The sequence below is a fragment of the Enterobacter sp. 118C5 genome, from assembly GCF_034107645.1.
Classification (GTDB): domain Bacteria; phylum Pseudomonadota; class Gammaproteobacteria; order Enterobacterales; family Enterobacteriaceae; genus Enterobacter; species Enterobacter nematophilus.
On the sequence record NZ_JAWNEU010000003.1, the window covers coordinates 143,501 to 156,997 of the forward strand.

14 protein-coding genes are annotated in these 13,497 nt (G+C 56.3%); 11 read left to right on the plus strand and 3 right to left on the minus strand.

The window, feature by feature from the left end; genetic code table 11:
- Positions 1-3 precede the first annotated feature (3 nt).
- Together kdpA and kdpF are read right to left on the minus strand one after the other, a co-directional pair.
- Positions 4-1,683, minus strand: coding sequence for a potassium-transporting ATPase subunit KdpA (gene kdpA / locus UTO39_RS08320; protein WP_320726937.1), 1,680 nt, complete (start codon positions 1,681-1,683; stop codon positions 4-6).
- On the minus strand, positions 1,683-1,772 hold the full coding sequence (kdpF, locus tag UTO39_RS08325; protein WP_260660840.1) for a K(+)-transporting ATPase subunit F: 90 nt from the start codon (positions 1,770-1,772) through the stop codon (positions 1,683-1,685). Before kdpF ends, kdpA begins: the two co-directional genes overlap by 1 nt.
- A 308-nt stretch (positions 1,773-2,080) precedes the next feature.
- Here kdpF and UTO39_RS08330 point away from each other — a divergent pair, with 308 nt between their 5' ends.
- The 7 genes from UTO39_RS08330 to nei all read left to right on the plus strand — a co-directional run bounded on the left by UTO39_RS08330 (position 2,081) and on the right by nei (position 8,186).
- Positions 2,081-2,287 (plus strand): YbfA family protein, encoded by a 207-nt coding sequence (locus tag UTO39_RS08330; RefSeq protein ID WP_061098857.1) that lies wholly within the window; start codon positions 2,081-2,083, stop codon positions 2,285-2,287.
- A gap of 598 nt (positions 2,288-2,885) precedes the next feature.
- Entirely contained in the window at positions 2,886-4,298 is a 1,413-nt protein-coding gene (gene phrB, locus UTO39_RS08335) for a deoxyribodipyrimidine photo-lyase (RefSeq protein WP_061098856.1), read from the plus strand.
- A 10-nt stretch (positions 4,299-4,308) separates the two neighbouring features.
- Positions 4,309-5,052 (plus strand): type 2 GTP cyclohydrolase I, encoded by a 744-nt coding sequence (locus UTO39_RS08340; RefSeq protein WP_253543474.1) that lies wholly within the window; start codon positions 4,309-4,311, stop codon positions 5,050-5,052.
- 14 nt (positions 5,053-5,066) lie between these two features.
- Positions 5,067-5,723 (plus strand): 5-oxoprolinase subunit PxpB, encoded by a 657-nt coding sequence (gene pxpB / locus UTO39_RS08345; protein WP_320726938.1) that lies wholly within the window; start codon positions 5,067-5,069, stop codon positions 5,721-5,723.
- On the plus strand, positions 5,717-6,649 hold the full coding sequence (gene pxpC, locus UTO39_RS08350; protein ID WP_061098854.1) for a 5-oxoprolinase subunit PxpC: 933 nt from the start codon (positions 5,717-5,719) through the stop codon (positions 6,647-6,649). Before pxpB ends, pxpC begins: the two co-directional genes overlap by 7 nt.
- Positions 6,636-7,376, plus strand: coding sequence for a 5-oxoprolinase subunit PxpA (gene pxpA / locus UTO39_RS08355; protein WP_320726939.1), 741 nt, complete (start codon positions 6,636-6,638; stop codon positions 7,374-7,376). Before pxpC ends, pxpA begins: the two co-directional genes overlap by 14 nt.
- 18 nt (positions 7,377-7,394) lie before the next feature.
- Positions 7,395-8,186, plus strand: coding sequence for an endonuclease VIII (nei, locus tag UTO39_RS08360; protein WP_320726940.1), 792 nt, complete (start codon positions 7,395-7,397; stop codon positions 8,184-8,186).
- Between the two features lie 100 nt (positions 8,187-8,286).
- Here nei and UTO39_RS08365 read toward each other — a convergent pair whose 3' ends face one another.
- Positions 8,287-9,570 (minus strand): citrate synthase, encoded by a 1,284-nt coding sequence (locus UTO39_RS08365; RefSeq protein ID WP_047347070.1) that lies wholly within the window; start codon positions 9,568-9,570, stop codon positions 8,287-8,289.
- A gap of 638 nt (positions 9,571-10,208) precedes the next feature.
- Here UTO39_RS08365 and sdhC point away from each other — a divergent pair.
- Genes sdhC through sdhB form a run of 4 tightly spaced genes read left to right on the plus strand, consistent with a single transcriptional unit; the run spans position 10,209 to position 13,452 of the window.
- On the plus strand, positions 10,209-10,613 hold the full coding sequence (sdhC, locus tag UTO39_RS08370) for a succinate dehydrogenase cytochrome b556 subunit (RefSeq protein ID WP_026080740.1): 405 nt from the start codon (positions 10,209-10,211) through the stop codon (positions 10,611-10,613).
- On the plus strand, positions 10,607-10,954 hold the full coding sequence (gene sdhD / locus UTO39_RS08375) for a succinate dehydrogenase membrane anchor subunit (RefSeq protein ID WP_008501088.1): 348 nt from the start codon (positions 10,607-10,609) through the stop codon (positions 10,952-10,954). Before sdhC ends, sdhD begins: the two co-directional genes overlap by 7 nt.
- Entirely contained in the window at positions 10,954-12,720 is a 1,767-nt protein-coding gene (gene sdhA / locus UTO39_RS08380; RefSeq protein ID WP_059355294.1) for a succinate dehydrogenase flavoprotein subunit, read from the plus strand. The genes sdhD and sdhA overlap by 1 nt, the downstream gene beginning before the upstream one ends.
- A gap of 15 nt (positions 12,721-12,735) precedes the next feature.
- Positions 12,736-13,452 (plus strand): succinate dehydrogenase iron-sulfur subunit SdhB, encoded by a 717-nt coding sequence (gene sdhB, locus UTO39_RS08385; RefSeq protein WP_008501090.1) that lies wholly within the window; start codon positions 12,736-12,738, stop codon positions 13,450-13,452.
- The last annotated feature ends 45 nt before the right edge of the window (positions 13,453-13,497 follow it).

The window sequence follows — 13,497 nt, forward strand, 5'->3', positions numbered from 1 at the left end:
AAATCAGCGTAAAGAGAGAGTTTCCGCGACCGGGCCTAACGCGAGGGCGGGGATAAAGGTCAGGGCACCCACCAGCAAAACGGTACCCATCAGCAGGCCGATAAACAGCGCGCCGTGGGTGGGTAAAGTCCCGGTGGTGGTCGGTTGAATTTTCTTATTCACCAGCGATCCGGCAATCGCCATCACCGGCACAATCACCCCGAAGCGACCCACAAACATGCAGAACGCCAGCAGGCAGTTCCAGAACGGGGAGTTGGCGCTTAAGCCCGCAAAGGCGCTGCCGTTGTTGTTGGCGGCAGACGAAACGGCATACAGCACTTCACTAAAACCGTGTATGCCTGGGTTAAAGATGCCGCTGCGTCCAGCCTCGGTCATCAGCGCCAGCGCGGTGCCGAGCAGCACAAGGGCAGGAGTGACCAGAATCGCCAGCGCGGTTAATTTCATCTCGCGAACGTCGATTTTTTTACCGAGGTATTCCGGGGTGCGGCCAATCATCAGGCCGGCAATAAATACCGCCAGCAGCACGAACAGCAGCATGCCGTAAAGACCCGAGCCCACGCCGCCAAACACCACCTCGCCGATCTGCATCAGCCACATCGGGATCATGCCGCCCAGCGCGGTGAAAGAGTCATGCATGGCGTTCACCGCCCCGCACGAGGCAGCTGTGGTGACGACTGCATAAAGGCTGCTGGCGAGAATGCCGAAGCGGCTCTCTTTGCCTTCCATATTGATATTGCTGTTCGCCCCAAGCGGCATGAAATGGCTGTTACCGCTCCATTCCGCCCACATCACCAGCGCCACGCAGACCACGAAGATCAGCGACATGGTCCAGAGCAGGGTACGCCCCTGACGGCGATCGTTGACCACATCACCAAAGGCGAAGCAGAGCGCGGCGGGGATCAGGAAGATCGCCAGCATCTGCACAAAATTGGTCAGGGCGGTAGGGTTTTCAAACGGATGCGACGAGTTGGCGTTGAAGAAGCCGCCGCCGTTGGTGCCGAGCATCTTGATGGCTTCCTGCGACGCCACTGGCCCCATCGGCAGGATCTGTTTTGCTCCTTCAAGCGAAGTATACGGGGTGTAAGGCTGCAGGTTTTGCAGGGCGCCCTGCTGAATAAAGAACAGCGCGATCAGCAGCGCAATCGGCAGCAGGATCCACAGCGTAATGCGCGTTAAATCCACCCAGGCGTTACCCAGGGTACTGATTTTCTGACGCGCAAACGCGCGCGTCAGCGCGAAAATCACCGCGATACCGCTGGCGGCAGAGAGGAAGTTCTGCACGGTTAATCCAGCCATCTGGCTGAAATAGCTCAGCGTGGTTTCACCGGCATAGGACTGCCAGTTGGTATTGGTGACAAAACTGACTGCCGTGTTCAGCGCCAGGTGCCAGGACAGGCCCGGTAACTGCTGCGGATTCAGCGGCAGGCTACCCTGCAGCATCAGCATGGCAAAAAGTGCAAAAAGCCCAACGATATTCAGCAGCAGAATGGCGAACAGATATTCACGCCAGCTCATCTCCCGATCGTCGATTCCCAGTACGCGCCAGATCCCTTTTTCAACGCTTCCCGTGCCGGGCAGGGGGACGTTGTTGATAAGCCTGGCCAGCCCCGTTCCCAGCGGCCTTGCCAGAACGAACAATACCGCTAAGAAGCTGGCAATAAGCAAAAACGCCTGAGCAGCCATCAGAATGCCTCCGCGTTAATCAGGGCATAGACCAGATAACCCAATAACAGGAACACCAGCACGATGCCGACAATAAGACCTGCACTCACAATCCACCTCCGGGTGACTTTTGTTGTTGTGCTAACGGTAGGATTTACGGCGCAAAGATTTCGCAAAAATCAGAAGGGTGGGTGTAAAAAAAGTATAAAAATGGAAAGACCACAATTTAACTATTGATAAGTAAATCATTAACTTTTTTGTAACTTAGTTACGGCGTGAATGTAAATATTCACTAAATGAATAAAAATAAGTGGTCGGATGAGTAGTAAAATTACACGCAAAGCGATATTATTTTATCCAGGTCACAGATTTCACATTTTCCGGAGAAGGTTTCCGCCCAACTACAGGGGAGAAAAATATGGATCTTTATAAAGAGTATCCGGCTCATATCGTGTTCATGCGTCGCACTTTCGCCGTAGTGGCTGGCGTGCTGGCCCTGCCGGTAATGCTGTTCTGGAAAGATCGTGCGCGTTTTTACAGCTACCTGCACCGCGTCTGGGCGAAAACCAGCGACAAGCCGGTGTGGATGGATCAGGCCGAGAAAGCGACCTGCGATTTCTATTGATACAACGCTGACGCGTAGCCATAAAAAAACCGCCAATAGCAATATGGCGGTTTTTTTGTCCCTCGGGATTCGCGGTCCGTTGGGTGGTCTTGCAGCCCCTACCCGGGATTTTTATCATACCTTCCTCTAAGCAGATGGCAATCCTTTGAAACCTTTATAAATTCCTAATTTTATTCGGGTATCTTACCTTTGCAGCGGATGTTAATTATGATGCTGCGTCCCTTTCCGCCATCTCGCAAATGGGCATCGGTCCTGGGAAAGGTGTATTTTCAGCCGTAAAGCAGCCCACCTACCCGGGCTTGTGTCCACCGACTTATCACCGGTGGTGAACGGTGGAGCGGTTAGCAGCAGGGACCGCATAATGAAACGCTATTTTTGCATCGCGTTCATTGTCGCCAGCGTACTCGTTGTCAAAAGTGATGAACCAACCGTGTTTATTACATTTACCACGACAGCGCAGGACAAGTAGCGTTAAGGCCGCCCCAGGCGGCCTTTTTTATTTCATCCCGTCTACACTTCATGGCAAAGTAGTTCAATGCATGCTTTTTCCTTTTACGGCATGCCCTTATGGACATAATGGACAATAGCCTGGAGTTTTATGCCCACCCATCTGGTTTGGTTTCGCGCGGATTTACGCGTACATGACAACATCGCTCTCGCGGCAGCCTGCCGCGCAAAAGACGCGAATGTGCTGGCCCTGTTTATCGCCACGCCTGAACAGTGGCAGCAGCATGATATGGCTCCGCGGCAGGCGGCTTACCTTAAATCACACCTGAACGAACTGCAGCGCGCGCTTGCTGAGAAAGGCATTCCGCTGATCTACAAAGAGGTCAGTGATTTTACCGCGCAGCTTCATATGCTGCAGGAGATATGCCAGCAGAACGGCGTCACGCATCTTTTTTATAACTACCAGTACGAACTTAACGAACAGCAGCGGGACCGCCAGCTGGAGAAAATGCTGGGAGAGGTGGTTTGTGAGGGATTTGATGACAGCGTGATGCTGGCTCCGGGCAGCGTGATGACCGGCGGTCACGAAATGTATAAAGTGTTTACGCCGTTTAAAAATGCTTTTGTTAAGCGCCTGAAAGAGGCGCTGCCGGAGTGCGTACCCGCGCCCGCCGCCAGAGGAGAGGCGATAACCGATCTCCCCGAATTAACGTTCAACTATCCCCAACGGGCATTTGATGAGCTTCTGTTCCCTGCCAGTGAGAAGGCCGCTATTGCGAAGCTGCGCCAGTTTTGCAAGCAGGGCGCGGGAGAATACGACGCGCGCAGGGATTTCCCGGCAATTGAAGGGACAAGCCGGTTATCGGCCTGCCTGGCGCTGGGCGTGCTCTCCCCCCGCCAGTGTTTGCATCGTCTTCTGGCCGAACAGCCGCAGGCGCTGGACGGTGGTGCGGGCTCGGTGTGGCTGAACGAACTTATCTGGCGCGAATTCTATCGCCATCTGATGACGTATCATCCCGATCTCTGTAAGCATCGTCCGTTTATTCCCTGGACCGATAACCTAAAATGGCAGCACGATGAGGCGCTTTTACAGGCCTGGCAAAAAGGGGAGACGGGCTATCCGATTGTTGATGCCGCTATGCGCCAGCTGAATGAAACTGGGTGGATGCACAATCGTCTGAGAATGATTACCGCGAGCTTCCTGGTGAAAGATCTGCTTATCGACTGGCGAATCGGGGAGCGCTATTTTATTTCTCAGCTGATCGATGGCGATCTGGCTGCGAATAACGGTGGCTGGCAGTGGGCGGCCTCTACCGGCACCGATGCAGCTCCCTATTTCAGGATTTTTAATCCGACCACTCAGGGGCAAAAATTTGATGCCAGCGGCGACTTTATTCGCCGCTGGTTGCCCGCGCTCAGGAACGTTCCTGAAAAAGCGATCCACGACCCGTGGGCATGGGCGGATAAACAGGGCGTAAAGCTCGATTATCCCCGCCCGATTGTTGACCATAAACAGGCGCGCGTCGCCACGCTGGCGGCGTACGAGGCCGCACGAAAAGTTTGAGAGAATGATGATGAAAAACAGTGAACTGGAACGCCTGATTAACGAAAAACTTAATACCGCCTCCTTCAGCGACTACGGCCCGAATGGCCTGCAGGTCGAAGGGCGCGAAACGGTGCAGAAAATCATCACCGGCGTGACGGCAAGCCAGGCGCTGCTGGATGAGGCGGTGCGTCAGGAAGCCGATGCGGTGATTGTCCATCACGGCTACTTCTGGAAAAACGAATCGCCGATTATCCGCGGCATGAAGCGCAACCGCCTCAAAACGCTGCTGGCGAATGACATCAACCTGTACGGTTACCACCTGCCGCTGGATGCGCATCCTGAGCTGGGCAACAACGTCCAGCTGGCGCAGCTGTTGGGCATTACCGTGATGGGCGAAATCGAGCCGCTGGTGCCGTGGGGCGAACTGTCGATGCCGGTACCGGGGCTGGAGCTGGCCTCGTGGATCGAGGCGCGCCTGGGACGCCGTCCGCTCTGGTGTGGCGATACCGGGCCGGATACCGTGAAGCGCGTTGCGTGGTGTACCGGCGGCGGTCAGGGCTTTATCGACAGCGCCGCGCGCTTTGGCGTTGATGCGTTTATTACCGGTGAAGTCTCTGAGCAGACGGTTCACTCTGCCCGCGAGCAGGGGCTGCATTTTTACGCGGCAGGCCACCACGCTACCGAGCGCGGCGGTATTCGCGCCCTCAGCGAATGGCTGACGGAAAATACCGATCTGGATGTGACCTTTATTGATATCCCTAATCCGGCCTGATGAGAGGTGCCCGAGTGCAGAGAGCGCGTTGTTATCTTTTGGGTGAAAGCGCAGTGGTACTGGAACTTGAACCGCCGGTTACGCTCGCCACGCAGAAGCGAATCTGGCGGCTGGCACAGCGTCTGCCCGATATGCCGGGCGTCGTTGAGGCCATTCCGGGTATGAATAATATCACCGTGGTGTTGCGTAACCCGCACACGGGGGCGCTGGATGCGATTGAGCGCCTGCAGCGCTGGTGGGAGGAGAGCGAAGCGCTGGAGCCGGAATCGAGGATGATTGAGATCCCGGTCGTCTATGGCGGTAAGGCCGGCCCCGATCTGGGCGTGGTAGCCGAACACTGTGGGCTCACGGAAAAGCAGGTTGTTGAGCTGCACAGCTCGGTGGAATACGTCGTCTGGTTTCTGGGTTTTCAGCCGGGCTTTCCGTATCTGGGCGGATTATCTCCCCGGCTGCATACCCCGCGTCGGGCCGAACCACGCCTGAGCGTACCCGCGGGAACGGTGGCGATTGGCGGCGAACAAACCGGCATTTATCCGCTTACCTCACCGGGCGGCTGGCAGCTTATCGGGCACACCTCTATGCCGCTATTTGAACCGGGGCAGGAGGCGCCGATCCTCCTGCGTCCGGGTGATACCCTGCGCTTTATCCCGCAGAAGGAGGGGGTATGTTAACGCTTATTCGCGCGGGGCTTTATACCTCTGTTCAGGACGCCGGACGCTTTGGCATGCGTCAGTCCGGCGTGAGCTACTGCGGCGCGCTTGACCGCCCATCTCTTGAGATTGCTAACCTGCTGGTTGGCAACCCGGGCAGCACGGCGGCGCTAGAAATTACGCTGGGTCAGTGTGTGATTGAGTTTGGTCAGGAGACCTGGTTCGCCTTAACCGGCGCGGGCTGCGACGCGACGCTGGACGGCAAAGCGGTGTGGACCGGCTGGCGCCTGCGGGCGAAGGCCGGGCAGCGTTTGACGCTCAAACGTCCGCTCCACGGCGTGCGGAGCTATCTTGCGGTGGCGGGCGGCATTGACGTGCCGGAGATATTGGGTTCATCCAGTACCGATCAAAAAGCGGGTATCGGCGGCCATGAAGGCCGCCTGCTGCGCGACGGGGATCGCCTGGCGATTAAGCCGTCAGCGCGCCATTTCTCCACCACGCAGGGCGTAAAACAGCTGCTGTGGGGGAACGTGATCCGGGCCCTGCCGGGCCCGGAATATCAGGAGTTTGATGAGGCTTCTAAAGAGTCTTTCTGGCGCGCGCCGTGGAAGATCAGCCCGCAGAGTAACCGCATGGGCTACCGTTTGCAGGGGCAGCCGCTGACCCGCACGACGGACCGGGAGCTCCTTTCCCATGGCCTGCTGCCGGGCGTGATTCAGGTGCCGGGCAACGGGCAGCCCATCGTGCTGATGAACGACGCGCAAACCACCGGCGGTTATCCGCGCATTGCCTGCATTATCGACGCGGATCGCTACCATCTGGCGCAAATTCCTCTCGGCCAGCCAATTCATTTCGTACAGTGTTCGCTGGAGGAAGCGCTAAAGGCGCGGCAGGATCAGCAGCGTTATCTCGAACAGCTGGCGTGGAGGCTTGATGGTAAAGATTGATTTAAACGCCGATCTGGGTGAGGGCAGCAGCGCCGATGCGGAACTGATGACCCTGGTCTCCTCGGTCAATATCGCCTGCGGCTTTCACGCGGGCGATGCGCAAACCATGCTGGAGAGCGTGCGTAATGCCATTAGAAATGGCGTCGCGATAGGCGCTCATCCGAGCTTCCCCGACCGGGAAAACTTTGGCCGTACGGCGATGGATCTGCCCCCTGAGACGGTCTACGCTCAGGTGCTCTACCAGATTGGCGCGCTGGAGGTGATAGCGCGCGCTGAGGATGGCGCGCTGCGCCACGTGAAGCCGCACGGCATGCTCTACAATCAGGCGGCGAAAGATCCGGCGCTGGCGGAGGCGATTGCCCGCGCGGTGCGGGACTGTAATCCGCAGCTGATTCTGGTGGGCCTGGCGGGCAGCGAGCTTATTCGCGCCGGAGAGAGGCTGGGGCTGACGACGCGGCAGGAAGTCTTTGCCGATCGGGGATACCTGCCGGACGGCAGCCTGGTTCCGCGCACGCAGGCCGGGGCGCTGATTACTGATGAAGGCAAAGCGCTGGCGCAGACGCTGGAGATGGTGCGCTTCGGGCGGGTGACCGCCGTGGATGGAACATCCGCAAACGTTCAGGCCGAAACGGTGTGCTTACACGGCGACGGCGAGCATGCGCTCCAGTTCGCGCGCCGCCTGCGGGCGGCGTTCTCTGAAGAGGGCATTCTCGTCAGCGCAGATTAAACATGAAAGGATAATAACATGCCAGAAGGTCCGGAGATCCGCCGCGCGGCGGATAGCCTGGAGGCGGCGATAAAGGGCAAACCCCTGACGGATGTCTGGTTTGCCTTTCCTCAGCTTAAGCCGTTTGAATCACAGCTGGTGGGACAGACGGTGACCCACATTGAAACGCGGGGCAAAGCGTTGCTCACGCACTTTTCCCATAACCTGGCGTTATATAGCCATAACCAGCTTTACGGCGTCTGGCGCGTGGTGGAGTCGGGTGAACAGCCGCAAACCACCCGCGTGCTGCGCGTCAGGCTGCAAACGGCGGATAAGGCGATCCTGCTGTACAGCGCGTCTGATATCGAAATGTTAACGCCGGAGCAGTTGCTCACGCATCCGTTTCTTCAGCGCGTCGGGCCGGACGTGCTGGACATACGCCTGACGGCGAGCGAGGTCAAAGCCCGTCTGTTATCCCCCAAATTCCGTAACCGGCAGTTTTCCGGATTATTGCTCGATCAGGCGTTCCTGGCTGGCTTAGGCAACTATCTGCGGGTGGAAATCCTTTGGGAAGTGGGGCTGGCGCCGCAGCACAAGGCCTCTCAGCTGAGCGATGAACAGCTGGACGCGCTGTCTCACGCGCTGCTGGATATTCCGCGGCTGTCGTACAACACGCGCGACCTGGTGGATGAGAACAAACATCACGGGGCGCTGTTCCGGTTCAAGGTGTTCCATCGGGCGGGGAAGAAGTGCGAGCGGTGCGGCGGGATTATCGACAGGATGATGCTCTCCTCAAGACCCTTTTACTGGTGCCCGCACTGCCAGAAATAAAACAAAAAACGGTAACCCAGAGGTTACCGTTTTTAATGTTTTCACCCTCTCCCTGTGGGAGAGGGCCGGGGTGAGGGCATCAGGCCGCACCCAATTTCTGTTAGCGCTTAATGTCAGACTTAAAATCACGCTGCTCGTAGCCGGTGTACAGCTGACGAGGACGGGCGATTTTCATGCCTTCGCTGTGCATTTCGTTCCAGTGCGCAATCCAGCCCACGGTACGCGCCATGGCGAAGATCACGGTGAACATGGAGGACGGAATACCCATCGCTTTCAGAATAATGCCAGAGTAGAAATCGACGTTCGGGTAGAGTTTCTTCTCGATGAAGTACGGGTCGTTCAGCGCGATGTGTTCCAGCTCCATCGCCACTTCCAGCAGGTCATCTTTGGTACCCAGCTCTTTCAGCACTTCGTGGCAGGTCTCACGCATCACGGTAGCGCGCGGGTCATAGTTTTTGTAGACACGGTGACCGAAGCCCATCAGGCGGAAGGAGTCATTCTTGTCTTTCGCGCGACGCACGAATTCAGGAATGTGCTCAACGGTGCTGATCTCTTCCAGCATCTTCAGCGCCGCTTCGTTCGCGCCGCCGTGCGCCGGTCCCCACAGGGAGGCGATGCCCGCAGCGATACAGGCGAACGGGTTCGCGCCTGAAGAGCCCGCGGTACGAACGGTCGAGGTAGAGGCGTTCTGTTCGTGGTCAGCGTGCAGGATCAGAATACGGTCCATCGCGCGTTCCAGCACCGGGTTCACTTCGTACTCTTCGCACGGTGTAGAGAACATCATGCGCAGGAAGTTACCGGCGTAGGAGAGGTCGTTACGTGGGTACACAAACGGCTGGCCGATGGAGTATTTGTAGCACATCGCCGCCATGGTCGGCATTTTGGACAGCAGGCGGAACGCCGCGATATCACGGTGACGCGGGTTATTCACGTCAAGGGAGTCGTGGTAGAACGCCGCCAGCGCACCGGTAATCCCGCACATCACCGCCATCGGGTGAGAGTCACGGCGGAACGCATGGAACAGACGGGTAATCTGCTCATGGATCATGGTATGACGGGTTACGGTGGTTTTGAATTCATCGTACTGCGCCTGGGTCGGCTTTTCGCCGTTCAGCAGGATGTAGCACACTTCCAGATAGTTGGATTCGGTGGCTAACTGATCGATGGGGAAGCCGCGATGGAGCAGGATACCTTCGTCACCGTCAATGTAGGTGATTTTGGATTCGCAAGATGCGGTAGAGGTAAATCCAGGGTCAAAGGTAAATACCCCTTTGGAACCCAGCGTACGGATATCAATAACATCCTGACCGAGCGTGCCTTTTAGCACATCCAGTTCAATAGCATCATCACCATTTAGGGTGAGTTTTGCCTTTGTATCAGCCATTTACGGTCTCCTTAGCGCCTTATGCTTAAGACTGCTTTTAGCGGATTTGCATTCAGCTGTTAATCACCGTTACCAGATTGTTATTTGGCTTACCGCTCAGCTCACGAGGAGTAACCAGGGTACAGAGCTATGGCGCCTTGCAGGTAAACGAATGAAATATCAGTGAAACAACAGCAAATCAGCGTTTTTGCAGTCCGAATTATTCAAACCTGTATATCACTAATAACTGTCCTGATAACTTCGGTCAATACCATCACACTGTTACATAACTATTTGTCAGGTGAAAGAGAGACCTCATAACTTTTGCGCATTATATGCCTTTTCTGATGACGTTTGTAACAATATTGTTTAACATTTGTCAAATCAGATGATTAAAAATTAAAAAGATGTTGTTATCGTGACCCTGATCACTGTTCCAGAGAAAACCCAACAAACTGTATGTAGGTTAATTGTAATGATTTTGTGAACGGCCTATACTGCCGCCAGGTCTCCGGAACACCCTGCAATCCCGAGCCACCCAGCGTTGTAACGTGTCGTTTTAGCATCTGGAAGCAATGTTTTGCATGACGCGCAGTTATAGAAAAGGAACGCTGCTTGACCCGCATCGCAGTCCGGAGGAAGGAAACAATAAGAACAGCATGTGGGCGTTATTCATGATAAGAAATGTGAAAAAACAAAGACCTGTCAATCTGGATCTCAAAACGATCCGGTTCCCCGTAACAGCAATAGCGTCCATTCTGCACCGTGTTTCTGGTGTGATTACGTTTGTGGCGGTCGGTATTTTGCTGTGGTTACTGGGCACCAGCCTCTCTTCCCCTGAAGGATTCCTCCAGGCCTCTGCCATCATGAACAGCTTCTTCGTGAAATTCATCATGTGGGGCATTCTCACCGCGCTGGCCTATCACGTCGTTGGCGGCGTTCGCCATATGCTGATGGACTTTGGCTACCTGGAAGAGACGTTCGAGGCCGGAAAACGTACCGCTAACATTTCATTTGTGATCACTGTCGTGCTTTCACTTCTCGCAGGAGTTCTCGTATGGTAAGCAACGCCTCCGCATTAGGACGCAACGGCGTACATGACTTCATTCTGGTCCGCGCTACCGCGATCGTCCTCACCCTTTACATCATCTACATGATCGGTTTCTTCGCGACCAGCGGCACGCTGACGTGGGAAATCTGGAGTGGTTTCTTCGGATCGGCCTTCACCAAAGTGTTCACCCTGCTGGCGCTGTTCTCCATCCTTATTCATGCCTGGATCGGCATGTGGCAGGTGTTGACCGATTACGTTAAACCGCTGGCGATTCGCCTTCCGCTACAGCTTGCTATTGTTGTTGCGCTGGTGGTTTACGTCATTTATGGATTTGTTGTGGTGTGGGGTGTGTAATGAAACTGCCAGTCAGAGAATTTGATGCTGTTGTGATTGGTGCGGGTGGCGCAGGTATGCGCGCCGCACTGCAAATTTCCCAGAGCGGCCAGACCTGTGCGCTGCTCTCTAAAGTGTTCCCGACCCGTTCCCACACCGTATCTGCGCAGGGCGGTATTACCGTTGCGCTGGGTAACTCCCACGAAGATAACTGGGAATGGCACATGTACGATACGGTAAAAGGTTCCGACTACATCGGCGACCAGGATGCCATCGAATATATGTGTAAAACCGGCCCGGAAGCGATTCTGGAGCTGGACCATATGGGTCTGCCGTTCTCCCGTCTGGAAAATGGCACCATCTATCAGCGTCCGTTTGGCGGCCAGTCGAAAAACTTCGGCGGCGAGCAGGCGGCTCGTACCGCAGCGGCAGCTGACCGTACCGGTCACGCGCTGCTGCACACCCTGTATCAGCAGAACCTGAAAAACCACACCACCATCTTCTCCGAGTGGTATGCGCTGGATCTGGTGAAAAACGCCGATGGTGCGATCGTTGGCTGTACCGCACTGTGCATCGAAACCGGTGAAGTGGTTTACTTCAAAGCCCGCGCGACCGTGCTGGCGACCGGCGGCGCAGGCCGTATTTACCAGTCCACCACCAACGCCCACATCAACACCGGTGACGGCGTCGGTATGGCTATCCGCGCCGGCGTGCCGGTGCAGGATATGGAGATGTGGCAGTTCCACCCAACCGGTATCGCCGGTGCGGGCGTTCTGGTGACGGAAGGCTGCCGCGGTGAAGGTGGCTACCTGCTGAACAAACACGGCGAGCGCTTCATGGAGCGTTATGCCCCGAATGCGAAAGACCTGGCGGGTCGTGACGTGGTGGCGCGTTCCATCATGATCGAAATCCGTGAAGGCCGCGGCTGCGACGGCCCATGGGGTCCACACGCGAAGCTGAAGCTCGACCATCTGGGTAAAGAGGTGCTGGAATCCCGTCTGCCGGGCATTCTGGAGCTGTCCCGCACCTTCGCCCACGTCGATCCGGTGAAAGAGCCGATTCCGGTTATCCCAACCTGCCACTACATGATGGGCGGTATTCCGACCAAAGTGACCGGTCAGGCGCTGACCGTGAACGAGCAGGGTGAAGACGTGGTTATCCCGGGCCTGTTCGCGGTAGGCGAAATTGCCTGCGTATCCGTACACGGCGCCAACCGTCTGGGCGGCAACTCCCTGCTGGACCTGGTGGTGTTTGGTCGCGCGGTGGGTCTGCACCTGCAGGAGTCCATTGCCGAGCAGGGCGCGCTGCGTGACGCCACCGACGACGAAATTGATGCCTCTCTTGAGCGCCTCAACCGCTGGAACGGTAACCGTAACGGCGAAGATCCGGTGGAAATCCGTAAGGCGCTGCAGGAGTGCATGCAGCACAACTTCTCGGTATTCCGCGAAGGCGACGCGATGGCCAAAGGGCTTGAGCAGCTGAAGGCGATCCGCGAGCGTCTGAAAAATGCCCGTCTGGACGATACCTCCAGCGAGTTCAACACTCAGCGCGTTGAGTGCCTGGAGCTGGATAACCTGATGGAAACCGCCTTCGCGACCGCGATGTCGGCAAACTTCCGTACCGAAAGCCGTGGCGCGCATAGCCGCTTCGACTTCCCGGAGCGTGACGATGAAAACTGGCTGTGCCATTCCCTGTATCTGCCAGAGTCGGAAACCATGACGCGTCGTAACGTCAACATGGAACCGAAACTGCGTCCGGCGTTCCCGCCGAAGATTCGTACTTACTAATGCGGAGACAGGATAATGAAACTCGAATTCTCAGTTTATCGTTATAACCCGGATGTAGACGATGCTCCGCGCATGCAGGACTACACCCTGGAAGCGGAAGAAGGTCGCGACATGATGCTGCTGGATGCCTTAATCCAGCTGAAAGAAAAAGATCCGACACTGTCGTTCCGCCGCTCCTGCCGTGAAGGGGTGTGTGGCTCTGACGGCGTGAACATGAACGGCAAAAATGGCCTGGCCTGCATCACGCCAATTTCAGCGCTGCAGCGTCCCGGCCAGAAAATTGTTATCCGTCCTCTGCCAGGCCTGCCGGTCGTGCGTGATTTGGTGGTAGACATGGGGCAATTCTATGCACAATATGAGAAGATTAAGCCTTACTTATTGAATAATGGGCAAAATCCACCCGCTCGCGAGCACTTACAGTCTCCTGAGCAGCGTGAAAAACTCGATGGGTTGTACGAATGTATTCTCTGTGCATGTTGTTCAACGTCCTGCCCGTCGTTCTGGTGGAACCCGGACAAGTTTATCGGCCCGGCCGGTCTGCTGGCTGCCTATCGCTTCCTGATCGATAGCCGCGACACCGAAACCGACAGCCGTCTGGAAGGGCTGAGTGACGCTTTCAGCGTATTCCGCTGCCATAGCATCATGAACTGCGTCAGTGTGTGTCCGAAGGGGCTGAACCCGACGCGCGCCATCGGCCATATTAAGTCGATGCTGCTGCAGCGCAGTGCGTAAGTAGTGAGAGGGGAGTGCTGTTCCCCTCACCCTAACCCTCTCCCA

Bases quoted from the DNA above. Each gene is read 5' to 3' on its own strand.
- kdpA (WP_320726937.1), bottom strand. From the start codon at position 1,683: ATGGCTGCTCAGGCGTTTTTGCTTATTGCCAGCTTCTTAGCGGTATTG.
- UTO39_RS08330 (WP_061098857.1), top strand. From the start codon at position 2,081: ATGGATCTTTATAAAGAGTATCCGGCTCATATCGTGTTCATGCGTCGC.
- phrB (WP_061098856.1), top strand. From the start codon at position 2,886: ATGCCCACCCATCTGGTTTGGTTTCGCGCGGATTTACGCGTACATGAC.
- UTO39_RS08340 (WP_253543474.1), top strand. From the start codon at position 4,309: ATGAAAAACAGTGAACTGGAACGCCTGATTAACGAAAAACTTAATACC.
- pxpC (WP_061098854.1), top strand. From the start codon at position 5,717: ATGTTAACGCTTATTCGCGCGGGGCTTTATACCTCTGTTCAGGACGCC.
- pxpA (WP_320726939.1), top strand. From the start codon at position 6,636: ATGGTAAAGATTGATTTAAACGCCGATCTGGGTGAGGGCAGCAGCGCC.
- nei (WP_320726940.1), top strand. From the start codon at position 7,395: ATGCCAGAAGGTCCGGAGATCCGCCGCGCGGCGGATAGCCTGGAGGCG.
- UTO39_RS08365 (WP_047347070.1), bottom strand. From the start codon at position 9,570: ATGGCTGATACAAAGGCAAAACTCACCCTAAATGGTGATGATGCTATT.
- sdhC (WP_026080740.1), top strand. From the start codon at position 10,209: ATGTGGGCGTTATTCATGATAAGAAATGTGAAAAAACAAAGACCTGTC.
- sdhD (WP_008501088.1), top strand. From the start codon at position 10,607: ATGGTAAGCAACGCCTCCGCATTAGGACGCAACGGCGTACATGACTTC.
- sdhA (WP_059355294.1), top strand. From the start codon at position 10,954: ATGAAACTGCCAGTCAGAGAATTTGATGCTGTTGTGATTGGTGCGGGT.
- sdhB (WP_008501090.1), top strand. From the start codon at position 12,736: ATGAAACTCGAATTCTCAGTTTATCGTTATAACCCGGATGTAGACGAT.